24 protein-coding genes and 1 pseudogene are annotated in these 26,952 nt (G+C 51.7%); 10 read left to right on the top strand and 15 right to left on the bottom strand.

Annotated features, from left to right (window positions below; genetic code table 11):
• Positions 1-14 precede the first annotated feature (14 nt).
• From ACMXD4_RS12745 to ACMXD4_RS12725, 5 genes are all read right to left on the bottom strand, one after another.
• Positions 15-1,016 carry a YqaJ viral recombinase family protein gene (locus tag ACMXD4_RS12745; protein ID WP_415878313.1) on the bottom strand — a complete coding sequence of 334 codons (1,002 nt, stop codon included), beginning with the start codon at positions 1,014-1,016 and terminating at the stop codon, positions 15-17.
• Entirely contained in the window at positions 1,013-1,348 is a 336-nt protein-coding gene (locus ACMXD4_RS12740; protein WP_415878312.1) for a hypothetical protein, read from the bottom strand. Before ACMXD4_RS12740 ends, ACMXD4_RS12745 begins: the two co-directional genes overlap by 4 nt.
• Before the next feature lie 95 nt (positions 1,349-1,443).
• Entirely contained in the window at positions 1,444-2,493 is a 1,050-nt protein-coding gene (gene bet / locus ACMXD4_RS12735; RefSeq protein ID WP_415878311.1) for a phage recombination protein Bet, read from the bottom strand.
• 142 nt (positions 2,494-2,635) lie between these two features.
• A complete protein-coding gene (ssb, locus tag ACMXD4_RS12730; protein WP_415878310.1) occupies positions 2,636-3,133 on the bottom strand; it encodes a single-stranded DNA-binding protein in 498 nt (165 codons plus the stop codon).
• 65 nt (positions 3,134-3,198) lie between these two features.
• The gene (locus ACMXD4_RS12725) at positions 3,199-3,447 is read right to left on the bottom strand and encodes a hypothetical protein (protein ID WP_415878309.1); all 249 of its coding nucleotides are present in this window, start codon (positions 3,445-3,447) and stop codon (positions 3,199-3,201) included.
• A 29-nt stretch (positions 3,448-3,476) separates the two neighbouring features.
• On the opposite strand from ACMXD4_RS12725, the gene ACMXD4_RS12720 reads away from it, so the two are divergent.
• A complete protein-coding gene (locus tag ACMXD4_RS12720) occupies positions 3,477-4,100 on the top strand; it encodes a hypothetical protein (protein ID WP_415878308.1) in 624 nt (207 codons plus the stop codon).
• A 25-nt stretch (positions 4,101-4,125) separates the two neighbouring features.
• Here the strand turns inward: ACMXD4_RS12720 and ACMXD4_RS12715 are convergent, their stop codons facing one another.
• Genes ACMXD4_RS12715 through ACMXD4_RS12705 form a run of 3 tightly spaced genes read right to left on the bottom strand, consistent with a single transcriptional unit; the run spans position 4,126 to position 8,265 of the window.
• On the bottom strand, positions 4,126-4,761 hold the full coding sequence (locus tag ACMXD4_RS12715; protein ID WP_415878307.1) for a hypothetical protein: 636 nt from the start codon (positions 4,759-4,761) through the stop codon (positions 4,126-4,128).
• A gap of 11 nt (positions 4,762-4,772) precedes the next feature.
• Entirely contained in the window at positions 4,773-7,049 is a 2,277-nt protein-coding gene (locus ACMXD4_RS12710) for a Mov34/MPN/PAD-1 family protein (RefSeq protein ID WP_415878306.1), read from the bottom strand.
• A 4-nt stretch (positions 7,050-7,053) separates the two neighbouring features.
• The gene (locus ACMXD4_RS12705; RefSeq protein ID WP_415878305.1) at positions 7,054-8,265 is read right to left on the bottom strand and encodes a metallohydrolase; all 1,212 of its coding nucleotides are present in this window, start codon (positions 8,263-8,265) and stop codon (positions 7,054-7,056) included.
• 231 nt (positions 8,266-8,496) lie between these two features.
• On the opposite strand from ACMXD4_RS12705, the gene ACMXD4_RS12700 reads away from it, so the two are divergent.
• From ACMXD4_RS12700 to ACMXD4_RS12660, 9 genes are read left to right on the top strand one after another with little or no spacing between them, the layout of a single operon-like run.
• Positions 8,497-9,072 (top strand): restriction endonuclease subunit S, encoded by a 576-nt coding sequence (locus ACMXD4_RS12700; RefSeq protein WP_415878304.1) that lies wholly within the window; start codon positions 8,497-8,499, stop codon positions 9,070-9,072.
• Positions 9,073-9,091: 19 nt separating this feature from the next.
• Complete coding sequence (locus tag ACMXD4_RS12695) at positions 9,092-10,615, top strand: type I restriction-modification system subunit M (protein WP_415878303.1); 1,524 nt, start codon at positions 9,092-9,094, stop codon at positions 10,613-10,615.
• A complete protein-coding gene (locus ACMXD4_RS12690) occupies positions 10,605-11,648 on the top strand; it encodes a PDDEXK nuclease domain-containing protein (RefSeq protein WP_415878302.1) in 1,044 nt (347 codons plus the stop codon). The genes ACMXD4_RS12695 and ACMXD4_RS12690 overlap by 11 nt, the downstream gene beginning before the upstream one ends.
• 17 nt (positions 11,649-11,665) lie before the next feature.
• Positions 11,666-12,883, top strand: a complete 1,218-nt coding sequence (locus ACMXD4_RS12685; RefSeq protein ID WP_415878301.1) for a restriction endonuclease subunit S — start codon at positions 11,666-11,668, stop codon at positions 12,881-12,883.
• Positions 12,880-13,707 (top strand): Fic family protein, encoded by an 828-nt coding sequence (locus ACMXD4_RS12680; RefSeq protein ID WP_415878300.1) that lies wholly within the window; start codon positions 12,880-12,882, stop codon positions 13,705-13,707. Before ACMXD4_RS12685 ends, ACMXD4_RS12680 begins: the two co-directional genes overlap by 4 nt.
• Positions 13,708-13,717: 10 nt before the next feature.
• Positions 13,718-14,089: an endonuclease domain-containing protein gene (locus tag ACMXD4_RS12675; protein ID WP_415878299.1), complete on the top strand. Its 372-nt coding sequence runs from the start codon at positions 13,718-13,720 to the stop codon at positions 14,087-14,089.
• Positions 14,086-17,355 carry a type I restriction endonuclease subunit R gene (locus ACMXD4_RS12670; protein ID WP_415878298.1) on the top strand — a complete coding sequence of 1,090 codons (3,270 nt, stop codon included), beginning with the start codon at positions 14,086-14,088 and terminating at the stop codon, positions 17,353-17,355. The genes ACMXD4_RS12675 and ACMXD4_RS12670 overlap by 4 nt, the downstream gene beginning before the upstream one ends.
• Positions 17,352-18,086: a M48 family metallopeptidase gene (locus tag ACMXD4_RS12665; RefSeq protein ID WP_415878297.1), complete on the top strand. Its 735-nt coding sequence runs from the start codon at positions 17,352-17,354 to the stop codon at positions 18,084-18,086. Before ACMXD4_RS12670 ends, ACMXD4_RS12665 begins: the two co-directional genes overlap by 4 nt.
• Before the next feature lie 54 nt (positions 18,087-18,140).
• Positions 18,141-18,413, top strand: a complete 273-nt coding sequence (locus tag ACMXD4_RS12660) for an HU family DNA-binding protein (protein ID WP_415878296.1) — start codon at positions 18,141-18,143, stop codon at positions 18,411-18,413.
• Positions 18,414-18,427: 14 nt separating this feature from the next.
• Here the strand turns inward: ACMXD4_RS12660 and traN are convergent, their stop codons facing one another.
• From traN to ACMXD4_RS12625, 7 genes and pseudogenes are all read right to left on the bottom strand, one after another.
• Positions 18,428-21,211: a conjugal transfer mating pair stabilization protein TraN gene (traN, locus tag ACMXD4_RS12655; RefSeq protein WP_415878295.1), complete on the bottom strand. Its 2,784-nt coding sequence runs from the start codon at positions 21,209-21,211 to the stop codon at positions 18,428-18,430.
• On the bottom strand, positions 21,211-22,242 hold the full coding sequence (locus ACMXD4_RS12650) for a TraU family protein (protein WP_415878294.1): 1,032 nt from the start codon (positions 22,240-22,242) through the stop codon (positions 21,211-21,213). Before ACMXD4_RS12650 ends, traN begins: the two co-directional genes overlap by 1 nt.
• Positions 22,239-23,447 (bottom strand): TrbC family F-type conjugative pilus assembly protein, encoded by a 1,209-nt coding sequence (locus ACMXD4_RS12645; protein WP_415878293.1) that lies wholly within the window; start codon positions 23,445-23,447, stop codon positions 22,239-22,241. The genes ACMXD4_RS12650 and ACMXD4_RS12645 overlap by 4 nt, the downstream gene beginning before the upstream one ends.
• On the bottom strand, positions 23,434-24,000 hold the full coding sequence (gene lepB, locus ACMXD4_RS12640; protein WP_415878292.1) for a signal peptidase I: 567 nt from the start codon (positions 23,998-24,000) through the stop codon (positions 23,434-23,436). The genes ACMXD4_RS12645 and lepB overlap by 14 nt, the downstream gene beginning before the upstream one ends.
• Positions 23,978-24,295: a hypothetical protein gene (locus tag ACMXD4_RS12635; protein ID WP_415878291.1), complete on the bottom strand. Its 318-nt coding sequence runs from the start codon at positions 24,293-24,295 to the stop codon at positions 23,978-23,980. Before ACMXD4_RS12635 ends, lepB begins: the two co-directional genes overlap by 23 nt.
• Positions 24,285-26,698 (bottom strand): annotated as a pseudogene (gene traC, locus ACMXD4_RS12630) (type IV secretion system protein TraC). The gene ACMXD4_RS12635 and the pseudogene traC overlap by 11 nt, the downstream one beginning before the upstream one ends.
• On the bottom strand, positions 26,695-26,949 hold the full coding sequence (locus ACMXD4_RS12625) for an RRXRR domain-containing protein (RefSeq protein ID WP_415878290.1): 255 nt from the start codon (positions 26,947-26,949) through the stop codon (positions 26,695-26,697). The pseudogene traC and the gene ACMXD4_RS12625 overlap by 4 nt, the downstream one beginning before the upstream one ends.
• Positions 26,950-26,952: the final 3 nt, after the last annotated feature.

The following is a 26,952-nucleotide window of genomic DNA, read 5'->3' as shown; positions in this document are numbered from 1 at the left end:
CTTGAAACGAACCTTCAAAACCAAAAGTCCACACCCGCCAGGTCTTTCAGGGCTTGGGCATCGAACGGCACTTCGGCATGTTTGCCGTCGTCGTCCCGACAGGTCACGCGGACGCGCGTGGCCGACGGTTTTCGATAGACTTCGAGAGTCGATGCCGGAACATCCGGTTGCAAGGCGTGCAGTGCCGCCTTGTAATCGATAGCACCCTGGCTTTGAAACCGGCTGATGCGTAAACCCGAATGCTCCGCGGCCACGTAATCACCCATTAGCAACACCAAAGTGTTTTCAATGGCCGCCTGACTATCCTCCAAGGTTGCCAGCTCCGCTTTCAAATCCGCGATTTTCACGGCACTATTGCGATAACTCGCCGCCAGTTGCTGCCATTGCTGCTCAGCATGACCTTTGGGCAAGTACAAATCGCGTTCGGGATCCTTGGGTGGTTCCTTTTTCGATTTGACCGCCGACCAAAAATCCATCGCGGTATCGACCAACTCGGTGAGAAAAACCTCATCGCGCTGAATCTCGAACTCGATGTCCTGGCCTTGGTGGTAGAAAAACAAAAAGCCGCGTTGTGCTTCGGATACCAGCAGTTGCTGTTGCACCTGGCACCAATACAACTGATAGGCGGCCGAGGCTTCCCGATTCAACAGTACATCCAGAAACGTGGTCTCGTGCGGACATTTGATTTCCACGGGTTCATTCGCGTCGGACAAACCGTCGAATGAAGCCCGCATCAAGGGATACTGTTCCGACTCGCCGCACAGCGGCAACAACATCAGATCGTGTTTGTCCTCGAAGCGTTGCAAAGCCTCGGGCTCTTGCTGGATGCCGGCGCGGATCAACGGGTTGTTGTCCAGGCTGGCTTCCAAAACCAGGCCGATTTTCTCGGCCCAGAGACGCCACGGGGTTTTGTACGGCGAACGGTTCATGACAATGGCCGCTTCGCTGGCACTGACGCCTTGTAAGCGCCACTGCCGCCAGGCGGCGGAACGCTGCGAAACGTCGACGACCTTCATCGGAAAAATCCGGTCAACTGCACCTGACAACCAAATCGCACCGTCTCAATGCCAAGCTTGTGCAACTGGGTCTGGCAGCGCCGGGCCCAATAGCCATCGCCGAACAGCAACAGCAGTTCGTCTTGCGCCGGCAGACACACGCCGCCAAAACTCTCGGCAAGTGTCGTCAGTTCCGGTTGGCTCAAAGGTTGCGGATTCGGTTCGTTGCCCTGGGGTCGCCACAGGCGTTCCAGAAAGCCCCGGCCGTGACGGCGTAATACCGTGGGGGAATCGTAACGTTGCCAGTCGGTATGACAGGGCACGCGGTTTAATGATTGATCGTTTGTGTTCATGACCTCTCCTGATAAATGAAGAGCGCAATGTCCTACCCCGTGGGCGAATCATGACGCCCTCGTGGGTGGTTAAAGAATTTAGGATTGCAGCGTTTCTACGCCGCGTGCCCCAGGGTTTGACGGGCCTGATTCATCGCCATGTCTTTCGCGGACAAGGGTGGCATGCCAGTGTTTTCGGTTTGTTCCAGGGCTTGTGTTGCCTTGGGTTCAACTTGCGATACCTTGTCCAACTCGGCCAACGCAAAGGTCAGGTCGATGCCTTTGAACTTCTGGTGGGCATAGTCGTAGGCCGCTTTCCAGGCACCTGCCGCCGTAGTCCGTCTAACCAACTCTGCGACCGCTTTTTGTACCTTGGGATGGATTTGCGACAGGTCGATCGCGTGCGGTGTAGGCTCGGATGCTCCGGTAAACCGATCATCAGCATGGCCAACATCGGTTTTCCAATGCGTCTCCTCGCCATCTATCACCGAACCGTCGACAATATCGTCGAGCGCTTTGCCATCCATTTCCTCGGCGGCATAACCGCATTCCTCCGGAAACGCTGCCCGCAAGGAGGCCGCTTTACCGCATTTGGCCAATTGCCCCTTGGGGCGTTTGATCCACATCGCGGTCGGCACTTGCGAGTTTTTACCGCTGGCCGTGCTGTAGGCTTCCAGCCAATAGACTTCCTCGGTAAAGGCACAGCGTTTGCCGCCAACGATCCGGTACACGGTGACGGCGACCCATTCCGGAAACGTCACGGTGACACTGGATTCCTGCCATTGCTCGTTGTCATCCTTGTAGCGTCCGGTAAAGGTTTTAGTGACATCAGGACCCCAAACGGGTCTATCCATGCCGGCCCAAACGCCAGTCCGCGACGCGGTCGTCTGGATTTCCATGATGGACGGCCAAACGGTTTCGACATTGCGGCCTAAAGCAGCACTCCACATTGGCACGATATGCACCGGCTTTTTGAAGATGTCGAGCTTACGGGCCTTACAGTAATCCAGCGCCATCAGAATGGCTTCCGGGGTCTTTGCGGTGGGAAAGGTAACTTCCGTCAATACTTTCCAGGACTGTTCCGACAGGCCATAGCTTTGTTGCACAACAGCCGGCATTGGCAAGTCACGGGTTTTGGGTAAGGTGTTGCGGTTGTTTTGGCTCATGGTGGGTCTCCTTAAATAAAAAAGGGAACGCCATAGCCCGCCGGGGAATGGAATTCCCCAGGGGGTTGAAATACCGAAGCCTGAAACGGATCGGCGGTGTAAATGTTTAATCCACGAACGCCAATAATTGGCGAACCGTGGCTTAATGCATGGGCATATCGCTATAGTCGTCATCCCAAGCGGCATCTTCGGGCGCCGCTGGAGATGATGACGAACTGTTGGTGGCTGCTGCGTTAGGGCGATCCAGCATCTGCAATTCAAAGGCGGCGATTTCGGTACGGTACCGTTTGTCATTCGCTTGGCCCCATTGCTGGGTACGCAAACGGCCTTCGATGTAGATCTGGCTGCCTTTGTGCAAATACTGTTCGGCGGTTTCGGCGAGTTTTTTAAAAAACACCACCCGATGCCATTCGGTCCGCTCCTGTTTGCCGTTTTTAGGATCGTTCCAGACTTCGCTGGTTGCCAAACGGACTGCGACGACTTTGCCGCCGTTATTGGGCATATATCGTACGTCCGGATCGGCACCGAGCCGGCCCAGCAAGATGACTTTGTTCACGCCGCGATTGGCCATGATGACATTCCTCCTGTCGGCCGCGCCCGACTCAACGATAACAATACCCAGCGGCGCGGCGATGGGCATGCCGGAGCACCGAATCCCTGCGGGAATCGATATGTCCGGCAGGGTAAAAACAATCAATAGTCACATCAGGCTTGACGCACCTGACACGTCGATGGAAAACCACCGCCGCCGCTTAAAAACGGAACGCCGACCGAAGCCGGATCAAGGTGATCGTGAAAGACCAGCCGAGAAAGTTGAGGGAGAAAAGGAAGGCTGATAGCCAACCGAATCCGTTGGCGGGTATTGAAGCAGAGATTTTTTGAAGGGTTCTTGCAGCTGGTGCCGAATTCGCCATCGTCTGCGGAAAGGCTGAAAAAAATATGGCTTACGATCACGGATCATTCGTCCAATTTGAGAAACGGTCATGTCCGAATCAATTCCACAGCCAAAACCAGCTCCACGTCGCGCCATAAGTCGCCCAATATTTGAGCGTACGTTTAGCATTAACAGCGAACAAGCCATACGTGTTATCCGTAACAGCTATCACCGGCTGATGGTGTCCTTGTATGCGATCGACGTGATCCTGCGCATCATAGGCCGAGAGGAAACGGTCGATGAAATCGAAAGCCTCGTCAGCCAGATGATTGCCGAATGCGCGGAGCAACTTCAGCAGGAAAAATTACGGCTGGAAAACCTCAAGGCCGACAACGGCATCAGCGAAACGCCCACCTACACGCACCCCAGGGAATTTGTGGCGAAAATTGCCTCGCCCCAGATAGCGCAATTCGTCGAGTTGATTCGGCTATTAGACCAATTGATGATTGTTATGGACACCTTGTGGCTATGCCAAGTTATCTCCAACAAACATTGCATTGAAGCACGTCTTCAGTGGCAGCAGCGGTTGCAGCGACTAGCCAATAAAATTGTGACGATGGAACGGCATGCGCATCAGGCGGCGTATGAGCAGGGACATGGGGAAGAGGTTAGGTTGGCTAAGCAAGAATCTGGACTAGAGGTAGAGTCAGCTTCAAATACTCAATTGGATTAAGAACGGGTATTTATATCATTGGACTTTATTGTGTTGACGCCGATGCCAAAACGTTGCAAATAAGTTGGCCGCCTGAATTCCTGGCCGCGCTCCAAAAAACCATTAGTTCCGTCAGAACAATACTCCAATAAAATGCCCAGTTGACATCAGGTTTGAAGTACAGACCAGCAATAATAAATGCCCCGAGGAATAGATAAGCTAATGATGTCAGATCTCTGAACATTAACCACATGCGATGCGCATGGGAAACCGCTGGGACTTTTTCGTGTTTCTTAAATATTCGATACCAAACCTTGTTTTCAATTTCTGGCGTTAAAGACAATTGATCTTGCAACTCAGGGATTTCTGCTTTTAATCGATCATAATCTACTCGCATGTCGCGTTGGGCATAGATTGAAAATGCCCGGTAACCTGGCGCTGCGTAGGGCCAGCGTAAATAAACCAGTGCATCTTTAACCTGTCTTGGAAGCATTAGGCTCAATGCTCCGATGACTGCTGTCGATCCAGCTGCGGCAAGTCCGGAAAGTTTCCAATTGGTCAGAAATGAAGCAACGATTTGAGTATCTATTTCGACTCCCTGTGAGAAGAAATACAACAGCCCTGAGTTAATCAATGCAACAGGAACGATGCTTGGCATGTTGAGCGTTTTTAACGATGGCATTCGATATTCTCCTATGGATTTGTGACTGGACCCTGTACTGCTATAAACCCGTTTGGCCGATAAATTAAACAGACGCTTGGAACGTTGCCTCGTTCTCTCGTCAGTTCCGCCAATGTGCCTCGGTCTTTTCCCGACGCGCCGCCACCATTCGGATGGCTATGCCATGTCCCCAAATAGGTGAGCGTATGGCTTGTATTTTTTTCAATGGTGCTGATTTGCTTTTTTAGGCCCTGAATACCAAGCATGAATTCGTCCGTTCGAAATTCGCTATCCGTAGGAGGCGGAAGAAGGCCGGTTACATAAATAGTCCGTCTACCCCAATTGATGTGTCCGATTAAGACGCCTCCTGTTTCCAGCGGTCTGCGCTGCTCAGTCTCCATGCGCATCTGATCTTTTAAGGCAACAGGAATCCTTAGCTCCCATTTTGATTGGTCACCAATAGAGAGAATTTCGATTTTGGTTGTAGGTTGGCGCAGCCAATTCACTCCTAAACCGTCTTCAGTAAGCAAGCCAACCAGAAGCTCCCCGTTCACGGGAATGTCAGCATCGAGTATTTGTGATGTGCGTTCTGAAATACCTGCTGAGAACAATGAGATTTTTGCGTCAGACATTTTCATCGAAAACGATGCGCACCCTTGGCCGGTGTTGATGCGATCAAAATTAGTGGCTTGATATAACGCGTTTCCAACGAGGCTGGAATCCAAGCCTATTTGATAAAGTTGGGCAACCAAATCGTCGACTCTGGGATTTCGATCCTTTCCCTCCAGACCAAAGAATCCAATTGTTCCACGGCCATACAGCGCAACTTGCAGCAGTGGTGCGCCGAATTGCTTTGGGCGAACCATGCAAAGAGCATCTTGGACAGAACTAGAAGCCGTCGCGTCGATAATTAGCCCGTTACATTTTGCAAATAGATCGGGCTTGTTTTGCAAAAGGGAAATAACATCTTCAAGAGGATTTTTGACTTGAGTAATTTGGGCTCCAACTTGCGTTAGAAGGGTTTCAGTTAACCAAACCTTGGGGAGCATGAATTCGGCGGCGGCCAGATTCGCCACAGCATGTCTCGCAACGTTATGTGGCGAAAAACAATCCTTATCATAAAGCCTAAATGGGCCATGCCCAGAGCGAGCGAGATGTATGGCAATTTTTGAGCCTAGACTGCCACAGCCGATCATGGCAATTTCCTTGCGGCGGTCGGCTTCATCAAAATTACGATCTGACGTTTCGGCTAGTAACTGTTGGCTCACTTTCTGAATCAGCACTAATGGGAATACCAATGTTCGAGTCAATTGCAATCGGTGGTTTTCGTCCGAGGTAAAAGCAATTCCATAGGGAATGATTTCAATGTCACTGTCTTCGCCTATCAGATTACAGGGGCGTTTCACGGCGAATAGGACTGTTACTTCCAGAGTTTGCTCTATCTGAGGTAGGGTAATGTTTTCGGTAATCTCCTTCAGGCGGTTTTCCAATCCTAATCGACAGCCATAGCTTTCGGCTCTGAGTAGCAGCTGCTCGAGGTTGTCAACATCATCCGGCTGGTAAACATCAATCGTTTTCTTGGTACCGCCTGAGATAACGATTGCTAGCGAAAAATAGCTTCTAAACGGCGAGTGCCCATTGTTTCCTATCCTAAACTTTCGAATGGCTTCTCCGATGTTGGCGTATAAGGTGTTTTCATCAATGATCCGCCCCGAATGACCGACTATGGACTGCCAATATTCATATCTAAGATATTGACTTATCGGGGTCTTGGCGTTGGCCATACACTCGCGAATGATAGCGATATTGGTAACAATCGTTCCTTCGACGCTATCCCTTCGAATGGGCTCCCACCCCTGGCCAGAGCAATCCAGCAACTCGCCGGTGGCGGCCTTGCCTAACCAGTCGGCGAGTTGATTGATAATGCCGTTTATCCAGTCCGGCTCATGCAATAAGTCGTCAAGTCTGCCTTCATAAATGCAAGGCGAAACCAATTCGCCTGGTCTGCCCGGATTGATATGCGGGTGAGCACGATTGAAATCGGCGCGTAAAAAAAGCCAGGGAGCGTGGGCGGGAAAAGATGTTGGAAACACAATTTTTACCCATTCCGTTGCCTTGACGCCGGTTGCCGTTATGCCTTTATCTCGTGCATCACGAGGTAATGGAACATTTATGTTGATTTCGATTGTCCAGTTATCCTGCTTGTCCTTGCTGGGAGTGGCGGCTACTCCATTGACAGACGGATGAACTGAAATTTGGTCAATCGCTGCTTTCACAGCGATTGGTAGTTCCGGTGACAGAAATCCCATGCGATCAGCCGTGTGGTTTGGGTTTTGCGCTAGAGGCAAGACCAGCGCCCAAGGTAATGTTGCTTGCCCGTTTGGGGCTTTTTTGGGGGCCTCCAGTTGTTAGAATGATTTCTACAACTTCATGGTCATTGGTGCCTGTGCATACCAGCTCACCGCCGACATTGCTGGCGATGGCTTCGTACTGTTTTTTAGCGCCCCAGCACGGCGGATCGTTATCATCGTCTTTGATGACATTGCTACTGGCAATAAGTTGGGCGTAGCGTTTTGCTTGAGACAGCGCCGACTTTGCGTCTTCGTCCACTTTAGGGTTCTTTGAACGGCTCCAACTGTCTTCCGACAAAGTGTGCCAGGAACAATGATGCGGAGTTAGTAAGATGTCGTAGCTTAAACAGTGCGGTGCGTTTTGGTGTTTGCGCCATAGTTCGCGCCAGATTGCGACTTCCGCGTCGCCCCCACACAAAAAAATGTTGGTTTTAGAGCCGTAGGGCTGTGCGGCAATTTTAAATTGCAAGATGACGCTCGAGTGATTTTTGGACAGCCGGTCTTCGTCTTCTACATCCTTAGCCTGCAACGGGCCAAGCACATACACTTCGACCATTTGCGTTTCCTGCTCGTTAATCTTGGTGAAGGTTTGATCAACCTCAGTCAAGATTGCTTCCAGACCATCAGTTTTGCCGTTTTCATCCTTGCCGATAATGCGGATGCGATCGCCAGCTTCGCCAATTTTTTTGGCTTTTTTATACAAGTTGACGCGGCGTTTCGCTTCGGTATTAAAGTCTTTTGCATCCTGGCATAAGGTGTGACCAGTGCGTTTGTCTGCGCGCCGCCACACGATCGGGGACGACCAAATTTCTTGAATGATGATTTTTGCTTGTTCGCCTTCCTTCGGCTCCTTGTAGTCATCAACAGCGCCAAGATTGAAATGCTTGGCCAAACCTCTCACATGATCTTGGTCAGGATGTGTTTGCAGGAAGACATCTATGTAAGGGTGTCCTTTCGAATCGTTTTTAAGGCGACTTCTCAGCTCGCTGGCGATGTCGAAATAATCCTCATTGGCTTCGTCATCTGCACTTTCGCGGATGTTCATGTCTATCAAAATTTTGGTTTGCTTGGCGTCGTCAAGCTCGATCAGAGTCATGTCGCCGTTGCCAACCGGAAAAAATGTAATTTTTGTACTCAAACTGAGTCTCCTAAAAAGGATGAACAAACACTGCATGTTCTAATAATTTAACAAAGAAATCACAATATGTAGTGGCTAGTGTCAATATAGGGTTGCCTAATTTCATTTCAAGTCCCTTCTTAAAAATAATTTATTGCATCAATGCAATTGACGCTTTTTATCCTATCACTATTTTTCTTATCGTCAAGCATATTTTTGCATCAACTTGTGTGATGCAAAAAATAAGACTAAGATATGCGTCAATACACTCAAAGTTGTAAGCAAGACATGAAGCTCCTAAAACAAATCGCCACCATCCGAGTTGGCCATCCATTTCGGGGTAAGATCGAAGAAGATCACAATGGAAATGCGCGCGTCATTCAGATGAAAGATGTTGATGCCGAGCGTGGTGTTAACTGGGACAGCTTGGTGGTAACCGATTTGCCGGGGAAGAAACAACCGGATTGGTTGAAGCCTGGCGATTTGCTGTTCGCAGCCAGAGGCAACCGCAACTTTGCGCTGTTATTGGAGGAAGTGCCGTTCGACACGGTGTTGTCCCCGCATTTTTTTCACCTTACTGTGAAACGCGAGGCCAAGGTTCTGCCTGGCTTCTTGGCTTGGCAGATCAATCAGGAACCGATCCAGCAATATTTGCAAAAATCGTCGCACGGCAGCCAAGTACAAGCCATTGGCCGGCAAGAACTGGAAAACATGGCACTGGCGATACCGCCGCTTGAAAAGCAACATGCCATCGTGGCGTTGAACAAAACTTGGCAGCAACAGCTGCGGGTGATGGCCGCCTTAACCGACAATATGCAGCGTACGATGACCGGTATTACTCGCCAGTTGCTGCGTGATAACTAGAAAAACCAGAGAACCCGCTATGAACGAAACCATGGATCCAATCAAACAGGACGACATCAATAAAGCCGTCTGGGCCGCTTGCGACAGCTTTCGCGGCACCGTCGATCCCAGTATTTACAAGGATTACGTCCTGACCATGCTATTTCTGAAATACATCTCGGATGTCTGGCAGGATCACTACGACCAATACCAAAAAGAGCACGGCGATGAGCCGGAATTGATCGAAGAGCTGATGAAAAGCGAGCGCTTTGTATTGCCCAAATTTGCCAGCTTTTACAATCTCTTCGAACGCCGACATGAACCCGGCAACGGAGAGCGCATCGACCAAGCCTTGCACGCCATCGAAGAAGCCAACATCACCAAGCTGCGCGACGTATTTCAGGACATCAGCTTCAACTCCAACAAGCTGGGCGACGACAAACAAAAAAACAATATCCTGCGTCATCTACTGGAAGACTTTAATAAATCCACCCTGGATCTGCGCCCATCGCGGATCGGCCAGTTGGACATCATTGGCGGCGCTTACGAGTTTTTGATCAAAAACTTTGCCGCCAGTGCCGGAAAAAAAGCCGGCGAGTTTTATACCCCACCGGAAGTCTCCGACCTGATCGCCGAAATTTTGGAACCGCGCGAAGGCGACGAAATTGGCGATCCAGCCTGTGGTTCTGGTTCTTTGTTAATGAAATGCGGACGTAAAATTCGGGAGAACTTCAACGGCTCCAAAAAGTATGCGCTGTTCGGTCAGGAAGCCATTGGTTCCACCTGGGCGCTGGCCAAAATGAACATGTTCCTGCACGGCGAAGACAATCACCGCATCGAATGGGGCGACACCTTGCGCAACCCCAAGTTGCTCAACCCGGATGAGACGCTCAAGCATTTCGACATCGTGACCGCCAATCCGCCGTTCTCGCTGGAAAAATGGGGTTACGAAGAAGCCCAACATGACCGTTTCAGTCGGTACCGCCGCGGCTTTCCACCCAAAACCAAAGGCGACTACGCCTTTATTCTGCACATGATCGAAACCCTCAAGCCCGGCACCGGCCGCATGGGCGTGGTCGTGCCGCATGGCGTGTTGTTCCGCGGCGCCGCCGAGGGCCAGATTCGTAAAAAACTGATCGAAGAAAACCTGCTGGATGCGGTCATCGGACTGCCGGAAAAATTGTTTTATGGCACCGGCATTCCCGCCGCCATCTTGATTTTCAAAAAGCGCAAAACCGACGACAAGGTGCTGTTCATCGACGCCAGCCGCGATTATCGCGACGGCAAAAACCAAAACTTTCTGCGTCCGGAAGACATACAAACCATTGTCACCACCTATCGCCAGCGCGTATCAGTGGATAAATACGCCTACCTGGCCAGCCAGGAAGACATTCAGGAAAACGACTTCAACCTGAACATTCCGCGTTATGTCGACACTTTCGAGGAAGAGGCGGAAATCGACTTAATGGCTGTCCGCAAGGAACGCGAACAGTTGAAGGCGCAATTGGCCGAGCTGGAAATCGAAATGAATCAATACTTGAAAGAGCTGGGTTATGACGCTTGATGCCGCAAACCATAAACTGCTGTCGGATATCCGGCAAATCATCGAGCAGGCGCGTCAGCGGGTTTATCAAACCATCAACAGCGAGATAGTGCAGGCTTATTGGCATATCGGCCGTTTGATTATCGAAGATGAACAGCAAGGCCAGCAGCGCGCCGCTTACGGCAAGCAACAGTTGCAACAATTGTCGGACCAGCTTACGCGGGAGTTTGGTAAAGGCTTCGATGCCAGCAACCTGCGCAACATGCGCAGCTTTTACCTATGCTTTCCAAATCGTGACGCACTGCGTCACAAATTAAGCTGGACACATTACCGGCTACTGATACGAGTAGAAAATCCCAAGGCGCGGGAATGGTACCTGCAGGAAGCCATGGACCAAAACTGGAGCGCGCGGGCGCTGGAGCGGCAAATCGGCGTGTTGTATTACGAACGCCTATTAGCCAGCCAAGATCGAGCCGCCGTCGAGCAGGAAGCCAAGTCAAACACCACGGAATTACGTGCCAGGCCGGAAGACTATCTGCGTGATCCCTATGTGCTGGATTTTCTGAATCTACCCTCGCAAACTTTTCTGGAAAGCGAGCTGGAACAAGGCCTGATCGATAACTTGCAGCAATTCTTGCTGGAGCTGGGCAAGGGCTTTGCCTTCGTTGCCCGGCAACAACGCATCAGCACCGACGACCAGGATTTTTACATCGATCTGGTGTTTTACAACTTCAAGCTCAAATGCTTTTTGCTGATCGACCTTAAACTCGGCAAGCTCACCCATCAGGACGTTGGGCAAATGGACAGCTACGTCAGGATTTACGATAGGCATAAAAAAGGCGAGGACGACAACCCAACCATAGGCCTGATTTTGTGCAGCCAAAAAAGCGAAACCATCGCCAAATACTCGGTACTGGCCGACAACCAGCAATTGTTTGCCGCCAAATATTTGCCTTATTTGCCTAGCGAAGACGAACTGAGACACGAACTGGAAAGGGAGCGGCAATGGGTACAGCAACAGTTGGTGGCAAAAGGGAGCGAGAATGAAGATTAAATGGGAGGGAAGCGGTTATGTTGTCTGCTAACTGGAAAGCAACCGAACTCGGTGAAATTGCTAAGTTCTCTTCAGGGGGGACGCCGAGTAAGGAAAATGCAGATTTTTGGGGTGGAGTTCATCCTTGGATAACGGCTAAGGATTTAAAGCAACATTACCTAATAAATAGTATTGATACCTTGACTGATGCGGGCGTCGTAAATGCGAAGCTTGCGCCAGCGGGGGCGAGCCTGATTTTGGTTCGTGGTATGACCTTACTCAAGGATTTTCCTGTTGGATATGTCACTCGACCAATGTCGTTCAATCAAGATATTAAGGCGTTGATCCCTGAAAAAGAGGTCGATGGATTATTTCTTTCGTTTTTTCTGGCGAGCCAAAAAGAAAAGATGCGGCAACTGGTCTCCATTGCCGGTCATGGCACAGGCCGACTTGACACAGAAAGTATCAAAAGCTTTCCTGTTAATCTCCCTAGCCTTGGTGAACAAAAGAAAATTGCCAAAATACTGGTCGCTTGGGACCAAGCTATCACGACTACAGAAAAATTACTGGCTAATAGTCAGCAGCAGAAAAAGGCCTTGATGCAGCAATTGCTGACAGGAAAACAGCGGTTACCAAGTTTTCGAAGTACAAGTTGGATTGAATACAAATTCAAAGATATTTTCGACCGAATAACTACGCGAAATGTTAATGGAGATACAAATGTTCTGACCATTTCCGGCAGATACGGTCTGATTAGTCAGAAGGAAGCTTTTAATAGGGTTATTGCGAGCGATGATTTAAGTAACTACATTTTATTAAAAAAAGGCGATTTTGCTTTTAATAAAAGTTATTCAATCGGATATCCATTTGGAGCAATAAAGCCATTGGAAAGATATTCTCAAGGCATTGTATCCACGCTTTATATGTGCTTTGCAGTCAAGAAACCAAGTAAACATAATCATGATTTCTTTCGGCATTTCTTTGAAGGTGGTTATTATGACCATGAAATTTATGCCATTGCACAAGAAGGCGCCAGGAATCATGGGCTCTTAAATGTGAGCGTAACTGATTTCTTTAATGGCCATCTGAGAATCCCTGGTTTGAAGGAACAGATCAAAATAGCTAATGTGATTAACAAGGCTGAGCAAGAGCAGCTAAATTTTGAAGCGCAGTTGAAATTACTCACTGCTCAAAAAAAAGCCTTGATGCAACAACTACTCACCGGCAAACGCCGCGTGAAGGCCGATGAGTCATGAACGCTATCGCCCGCTTTGCCGAAATCGACCGCCTTAAATCCCGCCTGGATAGCCTACGGCCGTTGCCGGAACACACCGTTCGTACTCTACACGAACAGCAAGTGCTGGAATGGACTTACCATTCCAATGCCATCGAGGGTAACACCTTAACCCTGAAGGAAACCAAGGTAGTGCTGGAAGGCATCACCATCGGCGGCAAACCGTTGCGCGAGCATTTCGAGGTCATCAACCACAAGGAAGCTATCGATTACGTCGAAGCCATCGTGCAAAACCAGGAAGCCTTGAGCGAGTGGCAAATCAAATCGATTCACCATCTGGTGCTGAAAAACATCGACGACCGCAACGCCGGCCAATACCGGCAGGAAAACGTGGTGATCGCCGGCGCCGAGCATCTGCCGCCGGATTACATCAAGGTGTCGGAGGCGATGGCGGGGCTGATGGATTGGTATCGGGAAGCGACTGGTTTTGATTCCCCTCACCCTAGCCCTCTCCCGGAGGGAGAGGGAACTGTGTCGATGCATCCGGTGGAATGCGCCGCCCGGCTGCACGTCGATTTCATTGGCATCCATCCGTTTGTTGACGGCAACGGCCGTACCTCACGCTTGTTGATGAACTTTGAATTGATGCGGCGCGGCTTTTTGCCGGTGATCATTCCGGTCGAAAATCGCTTGGCTTATTACGATGCCCTGGATACCGCGCATACCCGCGGCGATTACAGCCTGTTTATCGAGTTGGTAGCCAGCCTGGAGCAAGCCACCTTGGAACGTTATCTGCGGATCGTGCAAGGTTCAGTTCCCTCTCCCTCCGGGAGAGGGCTAGGGTGAGGGAGTCAGCATGAAACAACTCGCCCGAGCATTAAGAATAAATCAAACCGATGCGGAAAAACTGTTGTGGTATCGGCTTAGAAATCGGCAATTGGCTGATTGCAAATTTCGCAGACAACAAGTTATCGGCCCTTATATTGCCGATTTTCTGTGTTTGGAGCCAAAGTTAATCATCGAATTGGATGGCGGTCAGCATGCCGATCAACAAAAGCAGGATGAACAGCGCAGCCAATTTTTGGAATCTTTGGGGTATCGGGTGTTGCGGTTTTGGAATCATGATGTAATCAGGGATATTGAGTCGGTGTTGGAAGCGATTCGATTGGTTGTCATTCGATTCCCTCACCCCGGCCCTCCCCCTAGGGGAGAGGGAGTAATGCAATGACTGTCATCCCTGAAACCAAGGAAGTCTTCAGTTCGCAAATACCGGCTTTGCAGGTGTTGATAGCGATGGGCTATGAGTACCTGTCGCCGGCCCAAGCCTTTGCCTATCGTGGCGGACAAACCTCCGAAGTGTTGTTGCGGTCAGTGCTGATCGCTGAACTGCGTAAACGCCGGTTTAACTGGAAAGGTCAGGACTATCCACTCTCCAATAATGCCATCGACGACATCGTGCGGCAGTTGGCCTCGCCCGGTCTGGGCGAAGGCTTGCTGTCCGCCAACGAGCGGCTGTATGACCACTTGACCTTAGGGCTGACCGTTACCGAATTCATCGACGGCAAAAAAGCCCAACCTACCATCGCCCTCATTGATTGGGAAAACCCGGCCAATAATTGCTTTCAGGTCACCGACGAAATTGAGGTGTTGAATGCCGGCGGAACCGGCACTCGACGGCCCGACATCGTTTGTTTCGTGAATGGTATTCCGTTGGTATGTATCGAAGCCAAGCGGCCCGATCCACACAATCCGCATAAGGACATGCTCAAGGAGGGCATCTCGCAGCACCTCAGAAATCAAGGCGTCGCCGAGATTCCGCATTTGTTTGCCTACAACCAATTATTGCTGTCGGTGAATGGTCTGGATGGCCGGTATGGGACTACCCGGACACCGGCCAAGTTTTGGGCGTTATGGCGGGAAGAATTGCTAAATGACGACAGCTTCGACGCGATCAAGAACACAGCGTTATCGGAGAGTCAGGCTGCGCAGTTGTTCGGACACCGGCCGGCTTGGATGCGGCAGTATTTCGATAGCCAAACCGCGCAAGGCAAGCTGTTAGTGACTGGCCAGGACAAATTGATAGTCAGCTTGCTGCAGCCTGACCGGTTACTGGAATTCATACGCTTTTTTATCCTGTTCGATAAAAAAAGCGGCAAGATTGCCGCGCGCTATCAGCAGTATTTTGGCATCAAGAAGCTGGTCGATCAGGTCACGCGCAAGGACAGCCGCGATGCCCGTCAGGGTGGGGTGATTTGGCATACCACCGGTTCCGGCAAGTCATTTACGATGGTGTTCATGGCCAAGGCTTTGATCCTGCATGAGCAGCTAAAACCCTGCCGTTTTTTCGTGGTGACGGACCGACTTGATCTGGAAACGCAGTTGAGCAAGGTATTTGCCAATGCCGGCGCCTTGGCGTCACCGAGGGACGTCGAAAAAGCCAAGGCCACGTCGGGTAAGGATTTGGCGCAGCGCATCAGCCAGGGTAACGAGCGAATTCTTTTCTCGATCATCAATAAGTTTGCCACCGCCTCCAAACAGCCCGAGTGTCATAACCCAAGCTCCGACATTATCGTATTGGTCGATGAAGGCCATCGCAGCCACGGCGGCGAAACCCACGAACGTATGCGTCAGGCCTTGCCGAACGCGGCTTACATTGCCTTTACCGGTACTCCGCTGCTGAAAAACGATAAAACCACCAACAAATTTGGCCCTATCATCCATGCCTACACCATGCAGCGCGCGGTGGAAGATGGCACGGTCACGCCCTTGCTGTACGAAGAACGGGTGCCGGAACTGGGTACCAATGCCAAGGCCATCGATAATTGGTTCGAGCGCATTACCGAAGGCTTGACCGACAAGCAGCGCGCCGATTTGAAAAAGAAATTTGCGCAGAAAGGCCAAATTTACCAATCCGAAAGCCGCATCGAACTGATCGCTCACGATATTGCCGACCACTTCGTCAAAAACGTGGCCGATGGCTTGAAGGCGCAATTAGCAACCGACAGCAAGCTGTCGGCAATTCGCTATAAGAAATATCTCGATGAAACCAGTCTGGTGACCAGTGCCATCATCATGTCTCCGCCCGACACCCGCGAAGGTCACAATGAGGTGGATGAAAGCAATTTGCCGGAAGTGCAACAGTGGTGGTTAGAGCATGTCGGCAACCAAAGCGAAGAGGTTTATACCAAGGAAGTGATTCGTCGATTCGCCGACGAAGACGATCCGCAAATTCTGATTGTGGTGGATAAGTTGCTGACGGGTTTCGACGAGCCGCGCAACGCGGTGTTGTATATCGACAAACCGCTTAAACAGCACAACCTGATCCAGGCCATTGCCCGCGTCAATCGCCTGCACGAATTAAAGAAGTTTGGTTTGTTGATCGATTACCGGGGAATATTGAAAGAGCTGGATACGACCCTGGAGGCCTATCAAAATTTGGCCGAACGCACCCAAGACGGTTACGACATTGATGATCTGATTGGTTTGTATCATCAGGTGAACACCGAATATAAAAAACTGCCCGTTTTGCACGATACGTTATGGGCGATATTCAAAGACGTTAAAAATCGCGCCGACCTGGAGCAGTTTCGCCAGGTGCTGATTCCTCATTATCAGACCGACGACGCCGGTGACAGTTACGATGCCAAGCAAAAGGTGCGGGAAGACTTTTACGAGGCCTTGACGGCGTTTAGTCTGTGTCTGGAAATAGCGCTGGGTTCGAGCAGTTTCTACGAAGACCGCAGTTTTTCCGAAGACGATATTCGCACCTATAAGCGCGATGTCCGGTTTTTCAGCCAGCTCCGGCAAATAGCCCGCCAGGATGCCGGCGAAACCATCGACTATTCCGACTACGCGTCGCGTATCAAAAAGCTGATCGATAAGCATGTGGTCGGTGAATGCATTCGCGAGCCGGAAGGCGTATTCATCGTCAATGAGCTCGGAAAGCAAAAACCCGAAGATTGGACTGACGAAAAGACCCGCAACGAAACCGACATTATTCGCACCCGACTGAAGAAAACCATCGAACAGGATTTGCAAGACGATCCTTACGCGCAAAAAGTGTTTTCGGAATTGCTGGATCAGGCTATTCGTGATGCGGAAGCGATGTTCGAGCATCCGTTCAAACAATACGTGCTGTTTAAGGACTTGGAGGAAAAGCTGACCGAACGTGAGGTGCCGGATACACCGGATCCCTTGGCGTCCAATCCCCATGCCAAAGCTTACTTTGGGGTATTCAAATTAGTGTTTGGCGAAGAGGCATTCAACGCATTGTCGGAGGCGGACAGGCAAGGTTACGTTGAACAGGCTTTTGCCATTGATGAACTGGTCGATAAGGCCGTTGCGGAAAATTCCGTCAATCCGCAAAACATCGAAGCTGAAATCCGTAAAGGTTTGTTGCCGCGTTTGTTCAAATTGATTGGCATGGATAAGGCCAAGGAAGTCATCGAGCATATCGTGCAAATCACCCGAGTCGGTTTGTCCAAAAAACCATGACCCAACAATCTATTCGCTACGGCGACGAGGAAATTAGCTACAAAGTTAGTTTTCTAAACAGCAAATCGACCAAAATTGCTATTCATATCCATCCCGATGGAGTCGTCCAGGTGGATGCGCCAGACGGTATTGAACTGTCGAAGATCAAGCAAGCCGTGCAGAAACGTGCGCGCTGGTTATTGCAGAATCTGAGCCGTATCCGGGAAACGCAAGCCGAGGTGCTGCCCAGGCAGTACATCAGTGGCGAAAGTCATTTCTATTTGGGGAAGCGCTACCCGCTAAAAGTTCTGGATTTAACCAACAGCCATCGCCCGACCGTCAAACTGTTGCACGGGCAATTACAGGTTGTCACGGCTGATCGTTCCACAGAAAAAATCTGTCAGTTATTGAAAGACTGGTACTCATCCCATGCCCATCAAGTTTTTCATCGCCGATTGCGAGCATTGGCTCCTGGTGTGTTATGGCTGAATGAGTCGCTGCCAACGATTAAGCTTTTGACCATGCAAAAGCAATGGGGTAGTTGCTCACCGCAGGGGCATATTTTGCTAAATCCGCATTTGGTCAAGGCACCCAGAGAATGTATCGACTATGTGATCATCCATGAGCTTTGTCACTTGAAGGAACATAATCACAGTCCGGAGTTTTATCGATTATTGAGCCTGCAAATGCCGGACTGGAAACAGGTCAAGGCTAAGCTGGATGGGATGGCGGAGTTGTTGCTGAATTTTTAGTTGTTTAAATGGAAAATCCGGATAATCTTTAGGTTTTTCAAAAAGGACATAAACATGAATAAATCCGACCTCATCGACGCCATCGCCAAACACGCTAACCTGACCAAAGCCGATGCCGGCCGCGCATTGGATGGCATTACTCAATCCATTCAGTCGGCATTGAAAGCGGGTGATTCCGTAGCCTTGGTGGTTTTCGGTACGTTTGAAGTGAAAGAGCGCGCAGAGCGTTCTGGCCGCAATCCGCAAACCGGCGAAGCCATTACGATTGCTGCCGCCAAATTACCTTCGTTCAAAGCTGGCAAAGGCCTGAAAGACGCAGTTCAGTAAGTTTTAGGCCGCCTTTATTGCGGCCCCATGCCCCAGCCTTCCAGCTCAGACTGCCGTTTGACCGTAGGCACGTCCAAATCGGTCATCCGGCCTTGGGTGCGGGTCAAGGTGTCTTGGCGACCACTGGAGGCGGCGCCGTATTTCTGTGGATTCAGCCGACTGCCGGTACCGGTGAGCTGATCCAGATTGAGCATGGATGCGGCATTGGCGGCGGACGGCAAATGCCCTGTCTGTGCCAGAATAGCCAACCATTCGTCGAGGTTGACCTGTGTCCAGTCCACGCGATCCAGGTCCGCGACTTTGATGCCGGTACAGCTCGGACTTTCCGGTGTGCCAAAATCCATGCCCAACTGCGGTTTGATTTGTTCATTGAGGATGCGTGCTAGCGGCGAGTTGTAGCAGCAGTAACTTTCCTTGCGTACCCAACACACACCCGCCACCTTGCTTTCGCAATAGGTACCCAGGTCCTTACAGACTTTCAGTTGTTTCTTGGCGGCCAGTTCGTACTCCGGTTCTTCACAGGAATAGACCATCTGGATAATCATGATGATGATCATCACAACGGTATACGCCGTCATCAAGGTGCTGAGCAGTTGTCCTGCTACCGCTGCGCCACCACCCAGTTGCACACCGCCTGATTGCGCCGCTGGCGTCAGATTACCTGCCGCATCAAAGGCCGCCTGGCCGCCGGCACTGAACAAGGCATTACCGGCGGCTTGACCAAAGGTCTGGCCGATCCATTCCGCTACCGACTTCATCAATTCGCCTTTGAGCGAGTCGAGCAACCCTTTTGAGGCAATATCGCTGGTACTCAGCATGTCGGTACCGACCAAGTTATTGACGCCCGAAGCAAAATCCGCTTGAAAACTGTTCCATGCATCGCCGGCCAACGTGAACGGAGTACGCATGGTTTCCCAAGCGCCTCGAATCGCCGAAGTGCTATCCATGGCCATGACCGCGCTATCCATCTGACTGGTAGCGATCAGCAAATCAATGTAACGTCCTAAGCCCATCGCGCCCGAGGGTGTTTCGCAGCAATCGACCAGACTGAGTGCGCCACCGACCATTTTGCAACTGGCCGGTTTGCCCTGAAATACCTGACAGGTGGTCGGATCCTTTTGCTGAAGATCGGCATTGGCGTAGTCACAATGTAAATCCATCGCCATTTGCTGCGCGCTATTGAGCAAGGCGACCGCCTTACTGAAATCCTGACTTTGCGTGCGATTCACGCTGATGCAGTCTTCACCCATGCAGCGTATCGGCCCGGCGCATTGCTGCTGGGTATTACTTTGAATGCCTGGAATACCGATCGTTTGTCCGCAATCGTAGGTATCGACACTGTCCCAGCAGGTGCCTGATGCGAGTACGCTGGTACATTGGCTTTTGATAAATGAACAGCCTTGGGTTTCCAACGACGCGCAGCTCTTGTTGGGTATTCCGTTCGCCGGCGGTTCTAAACAGTGGGTACCAGCGGTGTCGGTCCAGCATTGGCCATATTGATTGAGATCGCAGTTTCCGGCGGCCTGGATATTCATACAGGTATTGCGAATCCCTGACGAACTGGCCACCGGCGCTTGGGCCAAATCCGTGCCGCAAACCATCACCTGCGAAGTCGGATCAACGTAACAACCCGAGGCATTGGCTGGATCGTTCGTGCAACTCAATTGGCTGCCGGCTTGGCAAATGCCGTCAGTAATCGCATTGGCCAAGTTTTGGCAATTCGGTCCACTCCAACTCCATTCGTCCTGGGTGATCAGTTTCGATAAGTCATAACGCAGTCGTATTCGCGAATAGCCCTCTCCACGCCCCGAAACCAGCGTCTCTTCCTTAAACACCTTGATACCACTGCTGTTAAATGCGTAAAGCACGTTGGTATTAGGATGTTCATCCCAACTGACGGCCAATTCGCAGGGTCCATTCCAACCACTGGAACCGGTATAGATCAACTGATTGTCATAATAGACCCGAGTGTGGTCATCGTATTTAACGTTTTCCAGCGTGGCGCTGGTGATGGCTTCCGGATGCAACACGTCGTACTGGACTTGCCAGGTAAATAGTCCGCAACTTGATTCCCAATAGTCGTTACCCACCCGGCCGACATACAAATCCATGCAACCCGGCCCGCAACTGGAAAAACCACCATCACCACTGACGAAGCGGATCAGGGGCTCGACATTGACCTGATGGGTAGCCATGCAGCTTTGCGGTACCGTCGGTTGCCGGAGGCAAAGCTGATAGTCGGTTACCCGCACCGATTGCTGAGTTTCGGCTTGGGTCGTGGTGGTCGTGCAGTCCGCGAAAGACTGTGCCCAAGGCGTGAAGTTGTTGAATACCTGATCACCGCTCTGCCAGATCGGATCGGCTTGTAAGTCCGGGTGCGACTGGTGGGCATTGTCGATCAGTGTGCGATAGGCTTCGCCGGTGAAGCTGGTTTCCCCGTTCAATGATGTCTGTGCGTTCAAACCGGCGGCAAGCGTGCCGGGGTTGTTACCGTAGAGATCGGCAAAATCTTGGGTTGTGCTCGTGGAACTTTGGGCATCTGGAAACAACGTGCCAATCGAAATCGTACTTTCCTGAGCCGTCCCCGGATTCAAGGTCAGGGTGCCGTTGCCGGTATCGAGCGGAAACGCAAAATCGCCGAGGATTTGCTCACCTAGTTGTTGGCCATTGCGCCCAGCTGCCTGAATCGCATCTGCCCAAGATACGCCAAACGGCGTCCAGGCCAGCGTCACGCACAAAATCGCAGACAATGTCTGCGTCAAGCAATGTTGCGGTTCGAATAACTCACTGACAGTCATCACAGCCCCACGCAGCAGTCCTGCCAACGCCACAGCAGGTAAAGATGGTCTTCACCCGGCCCCGGATAGGTACGTCCCGCACCCCACTTGAAGGTGGTTTCGCCAATGGCGTGATTGGACTCGGTTTCGGCGACCGGATAAAACATCGATAGCCGGTATTGGGACTTGGGGATAAAGGGGTAGATATAGCCCCCGCACAAGGCATCGTTACCGGAGGTTTTCCAGGCCAGCCCGCGTCGATGCAAGGATGCCGTGGCCCGCGTGGCCAACAAGCTGGTAATCCTGGGATCGGTGCCATAACTGGTCGGTGAAATGCCAGATAAGGGATACATGTGCCCCCAAGCGCCGGCACACCAGAACAAGGCATCCAAGGGATTGCCGGTGGCGGCCGCCGCAGCATCGGCGACACAGGCGGAAATGGCCACCGGATTGGCAAACAACGCTGTTTCCGGGCTGGTAAAGAACGCCAGCAAATCACTGTTCCAGGTGGGATCCAGCTCTGACACATACAGCAAATCAAAATCCCGGTAGCCATCGCTATTACAGCGGCCATCCCAGAACAGGTCCAATAAGATAGTCAGCGGAAAGGCGAAATAGTGATAATTGAAAAACGACATCTCGCTGGCATCGAAATCTGCTTTGCCGGTAGTGGCAATCAGACGCACATTCGAGGCACTGAATTTATGCCCACCCAACGCCGGCGAACACCAGGGATTACGAACAATCTCGATCAATCGGGCCGGGTTCCATAGACCCAGGGTCATGCCCAGTTCCGGAATATTCATGCTGTCGGTACAAAAGCAGAACTTCTCATCGGTGGCGATACTCGGTACATTGCCACCACCCAACGATGCACCGGCCGCGCGAATCGGAAACAGACAACTCCAGCAAATATCGGTGATCAGTTTGCCGGACCACAGCTCGGCGTCCGAGCACAATGGGTCGACGCTATTGGTGGTGGTTTCGGAATAGACCGGGGTAGCCAACGTCACCAACACTCCCAAAGTCCAAGGCAAAATCCACCGCTTCATGACCGCTCTCCTGTTGAGGCAGGCAGTTTTCGTTCACGAACCACTAACTGGTTGCCGACTTGTTCGACAATCGCCGGTACCTGCTGTAATTGAAAGCGGCTGCGCACATCCGGTGTCAGTAAATACACTGGCGCTTTCAACGTGGTTTCCATATGCTTTAAGTTGTTCCACCCGGACTGGCGCGGCAGAGCCGTGGCCAGATACATCGCACGGGCCTGTTTGTCTTGGCAGGACTGATGCTGAATCAGCTCGACTTGAGCCGGCACCGTGGCATCAAACACCATCAGACATAAGCCAAACGGCATCTTGTCCAGCGGATTAACGGTTTGTCCGGCTCGAATGATCAGCTGTCCATTGGGTGCCGTCAGATCGCGCGGGGCGGTGATGGTCAGATCTACGATCCGGTCGCTATCCGCCTGAGCCGTGGGTAAGTCTTCGAATTTTTGTTGTCCCCAAAATCTCTCAACCGCTTGTCGTTGCTTTTGTTTCCAGTCGATGGCCGCCATCCGGCGTTTGATCTCTTCGAGCAAGTCGATTTCAGCAATCTCGCTGACATCGCCCAAGGTTCCCAAATCACCCTGTTTGCCGGTTTTGAGTTGCTCGTTCAGCCAAGACAGACTGCTGACACCTCGAACGTGCAATTGGGCTTTACCGTCTTGTTCGACTACGATGTCAGGCACCGATGAAACCGACCATCGTTGAAAACGGGTGGGGTCGATGATGATGTTGGGCAGCGGCTCGATGCCTTTCAGCAAGCGTTTGAGGTCGGCCATGAATGCCGGTAATGTTTGGCCGGGCTTTGGGCCGCGAAACACCAGCAACACATCGTCTCGGCCTGCTGTTTCTTCGAATAGGCCTTTCAGCGCATGCTCACCCAGAGAGAAAGACACAAACAACTGCGTAAGTGGTTTGTTCGAAATGGTTGTCGGCAGACCGTTCGCCAATTTTGTCGGGCTTGTCGAGAGCGCCTCTGCCCGAATCACTTGTGAAGCTTCCAGGACCTGTTGCGCCTGGCGTTTTATGTCCAGCTGTTCAGTTTGACCATTTAACCAGTCGGGTCGGGACTGGCCTTCTAAGGCTTTCAAAATAGCCTGAGAGCGTTGCAGCCACGCTTCTTCCGCCTGAACCGCTTGCACACCGAACCAACAGAGCAAACAGACCACCGATTGACGCCAAGGCTTTTGGGGAAGATCAAAACAACGCATAGGCCCGTCCAATCACTTGATGGTCGTAGACATAGCCCCAGTATCGTGAATCGAAGCTTTTGTCGGTTTGCCCCGTGACCCAATAGGCTGCAGGTGGAATGGTTTCATGACGTTTGAATTGTGTCGCCGGCTTTTTGAGTTTCTCGGTCAACGGCAGCCCGTCGATGATCCGTTCACCGTTGATTGTGGTGTGCTGCGGATCGACATGGACGGTGTCACCTGTAACACCGGCGGCGATTTTGACAATGATCTGGCCGTCTTTGAAATAAGGCGCCATGCGTTCGGCGCGGAACGCGATGAAATCACCACGCCAAATGTCCTTGTTGTGGGTATCGATCAGGTAAATCCATTTGTCCGGTAGACAGCGATCGACCTGGTCGTCGCCACCGATGAGAAAGCGTTGACCGATATAATGCTCCACGGCTAATACCAGCAATAAAATCGGTATCGCTTTTAGTAGAAACAGACCTAAACGCGCACGAGTAACACGGTACGACGATGGCGAATGGGGCCATGGTTTCTTCATCGGTTTAGCGTCCGGCTTGTCGAACATAGACATCCTCCGGCGCGGCCACCACCGCCGTTGAATCGATGACCAGATAACCCGCATCACTGAGTTTCTTGGCTTGACCCTGCCAGTCATCGACGATCTTGGCCATTTGCTCCTGGCTGGCATTGGGAGGTATCGATTGAATCAGCTTGACCCGATCGAGCACGAAAACCGGCGTAACCAGATTGAGGCGTTCTAAGGGTTGTTGTAATTGCTGTTGTGCCGCCAACCAACCGCCGATGCCGCCCAGACAGGCTGCGATGAAAACGGTGCTGAGCCATTGCGATTTAGGATCCATAACTAATCTCCTTAGGCTTACTGCTACGGCTGTCGATGAGTTGTTGAATGGCATCCCCAAGGCTCAAACCTTGCCGGCGCAATTGCTTCAAGGCGTTGACGTCTTCGGGTTTGGTGGAAAACAGGATGCGTTTGTACGGATCGACGATCAGCCGGCCGATGCCTGAGCCCATTTCGGTGATGAAGAAAATTTCGGAATAGGCACCGGGCAAGGTATGCACGGTTTTGAGCAGTTCATAGCCGCCATCCGATAGTGGCAGACGCCGATCCTGTTTCATGCCTTCGATGACTTCGGCTTTTTGACCGAGCAGATACATATTGGCCGAGTTCTCGACGATGGCCCGACCAGCGGCATTACGGTACAAGTCGTTGACCGACTGGGTAATCGTCACCGCTGCGCCGCCGTATTTCCTAAACCGTCGATAGCCGTGTTCCATAAACTTGGCGACATCGCCTTCGGTGAGCAAATCCCAGGCTTCGTCGATAATCACGATCTTCGGCCGGTTGCGTTCACCGAGATACATTTCCTGCTGGATTTGGTAGATCAGTTGCAATAACACGACCTGCTGCAGATGTTTGCGGCCCTTGAGTTCTTCCAGTTCCAGCACGGTAAAGTCATTGGTGAACTTGGCGTTGTTGCGGCCATTGAAATAGCGACCGTATTCGCCTTGGGTTGTAAAGGGAAACAGCTGCTCGCCGACATCCTTCAAGCGTTGATCGGCTTCGGCGCAGAGTTGCCTGGCAATGTCGTCCACGGACATGGCCTTCGTCTTTTCGGTCCACAGCTGTTTCAGGATGCGTTTCAGACCGGCCGTCTGGAAATCGGTGAGTTTCTCGGTCGGCGCCGCCATCTGACTGACCAATCCAGCTAACATATCGGCTTCTTCCTCGAAGTTCTGCACGATCTCGAATGGGTTCATGCAGATGTTCGAACCATGAGTGAATTTGACGAAATCGCCTTCCAGCACCTCGCAGAGGTTTTCATAGGAGCGACCGACATCGATCGCCCAGATTTGTGCGCCTTCGGTCAGGTAGCTGACGATGATCTCGTTGGTCAGAAACGATTTGCCTTTACCGGATTCGGCGGCAATACACAGGTTGTAGTTGCCGGTAGTATCGAACAACGACACGGCCATGTGTTCGCCATTACGTGAAACAAAGTTCAAGGTCGGCGTGCCGGTGCCGGCCCAATCGCCGAACAGCGGCAACAAGGGAATCGCATGACGAGTGGCCAGGGTGCGGTAACGTTTTAAATCGGCAATCGCCGACCGCTCAGGTCCGAACGGCAAACAGTTCAAGAAAAACGGCAGGCAAAATACTTGTCTTCCAACAGTTGAAAACCCAGCTCCCGGAAATACACTCTGGCATTGGACACCGCCGCCGCTTCTTCGGCTTCGTCGCAAAACAGCAGCACCCCAAAATACGCCCGAATTGGCCGGTCGCCGTCGCGGTAAGCATCGAACAATACGTCGAAATGGTGTTTGCGTTGAACCAACACTGGTAAAAACCGGGCTATCGGTGTATTAACCTGGTTGGTGATGAATTGCCGAACACCTTCCTGGCGGGTGCGGGTCGATTCGGCATCCGGGTAATGCAGGGTCAGACTGAGCAAGGTATTCTGGCGGATGCCACGGGTACCAGACAGAATGTCACCCAAGTAACTTTTGGCGCTGCCGAAGTAAAAATGATCGGGGGTGCGTTTGGCGGACAAGGTCTTGACGCGCTTACTACCGAGCCACAGACCTTTTTCATCGAGTTCGAGGGCGTTGTCGTAATCCAGCAATTGGTCGCGGATCAGTTGGGTCGGATCGCACTCGGGTACCACCCGATCTTTCCAGCCGGCATCGGGTTGCCAGTTTAAAATCGTGTTCAGAATGCGAACATACTGATCGGCGCCCAATAGTTCCGGATACATGCCGATGGTCGACAACGATTGCTGGGTGGCCATTTGCAATTCGCTGGCTCGACGGATGTCTTGTTCACTGGGTCTGGGATAGGCCATCGGCAGTTTGACCGTGACCAGAATATGGCTGCGCCGCAAGCGAGCCCCCGAGATCGATTCCGGCGGTTTGGTGGTGCCTTGTCGCAGAAACTCGATACTGGCTTGAGTCATAGTTTTATAGGTTGGCTTTTGCTGTTTCAAGCGCCGGGTCTGCATGACTGCCAGCGATTCTTCGATGTCAGGCGAAGTCCAAAGGCTCACCTGCAACAAGGTGTCAGTCGGCCAATCCTGGTTTAGCAACACGTTGACGCGCGCGGAAACGCTGGCATCGGCACCGGTCAGCGGTCGGCACAGAAAACCAAAGCCGATGCTGCTATCGGCCATCAGGAACAGATGATGGTCGTACTCATACGCCAGTACCGGGAACAGCTGATCGGCACGGGGACGTTGCGCGGTGGTCATAACAGGAAATCCTCTTCAAACAACAACAGGTCTTCAACGGGACATTCCGGATCGAGACGAATCGTGTAAGGTTGCCGGCACACCAGCGAGACGCGCTGGTTGCGTTTCAGCTGCCGGGCTCTAGCCGGATGACAGGGGTTGATCGGCTGACCATTGGCGGCTTGGACCTTGACGCTGCGCTGGGCCTTCGCCGATGGACAAGGACGGCGGTTGCCCGCCGCGTTCTCGGTATCAATAGTTGAACCGGTCATCGT

The organism is Methylomonas sp. TEB (genome assembly GCF_047777895.1).
Taxonomy (GTDB): domain Bacteria; phylum Pseudomonadota; class Gammaproteobacteria; order Methylococcales; family Methylomonadaceae; genus Methylomonas.
Note: the sequence above shows the minus strand (reverse complement) of the source record. Positions and strands in the feature narration are given on the sequence as shown.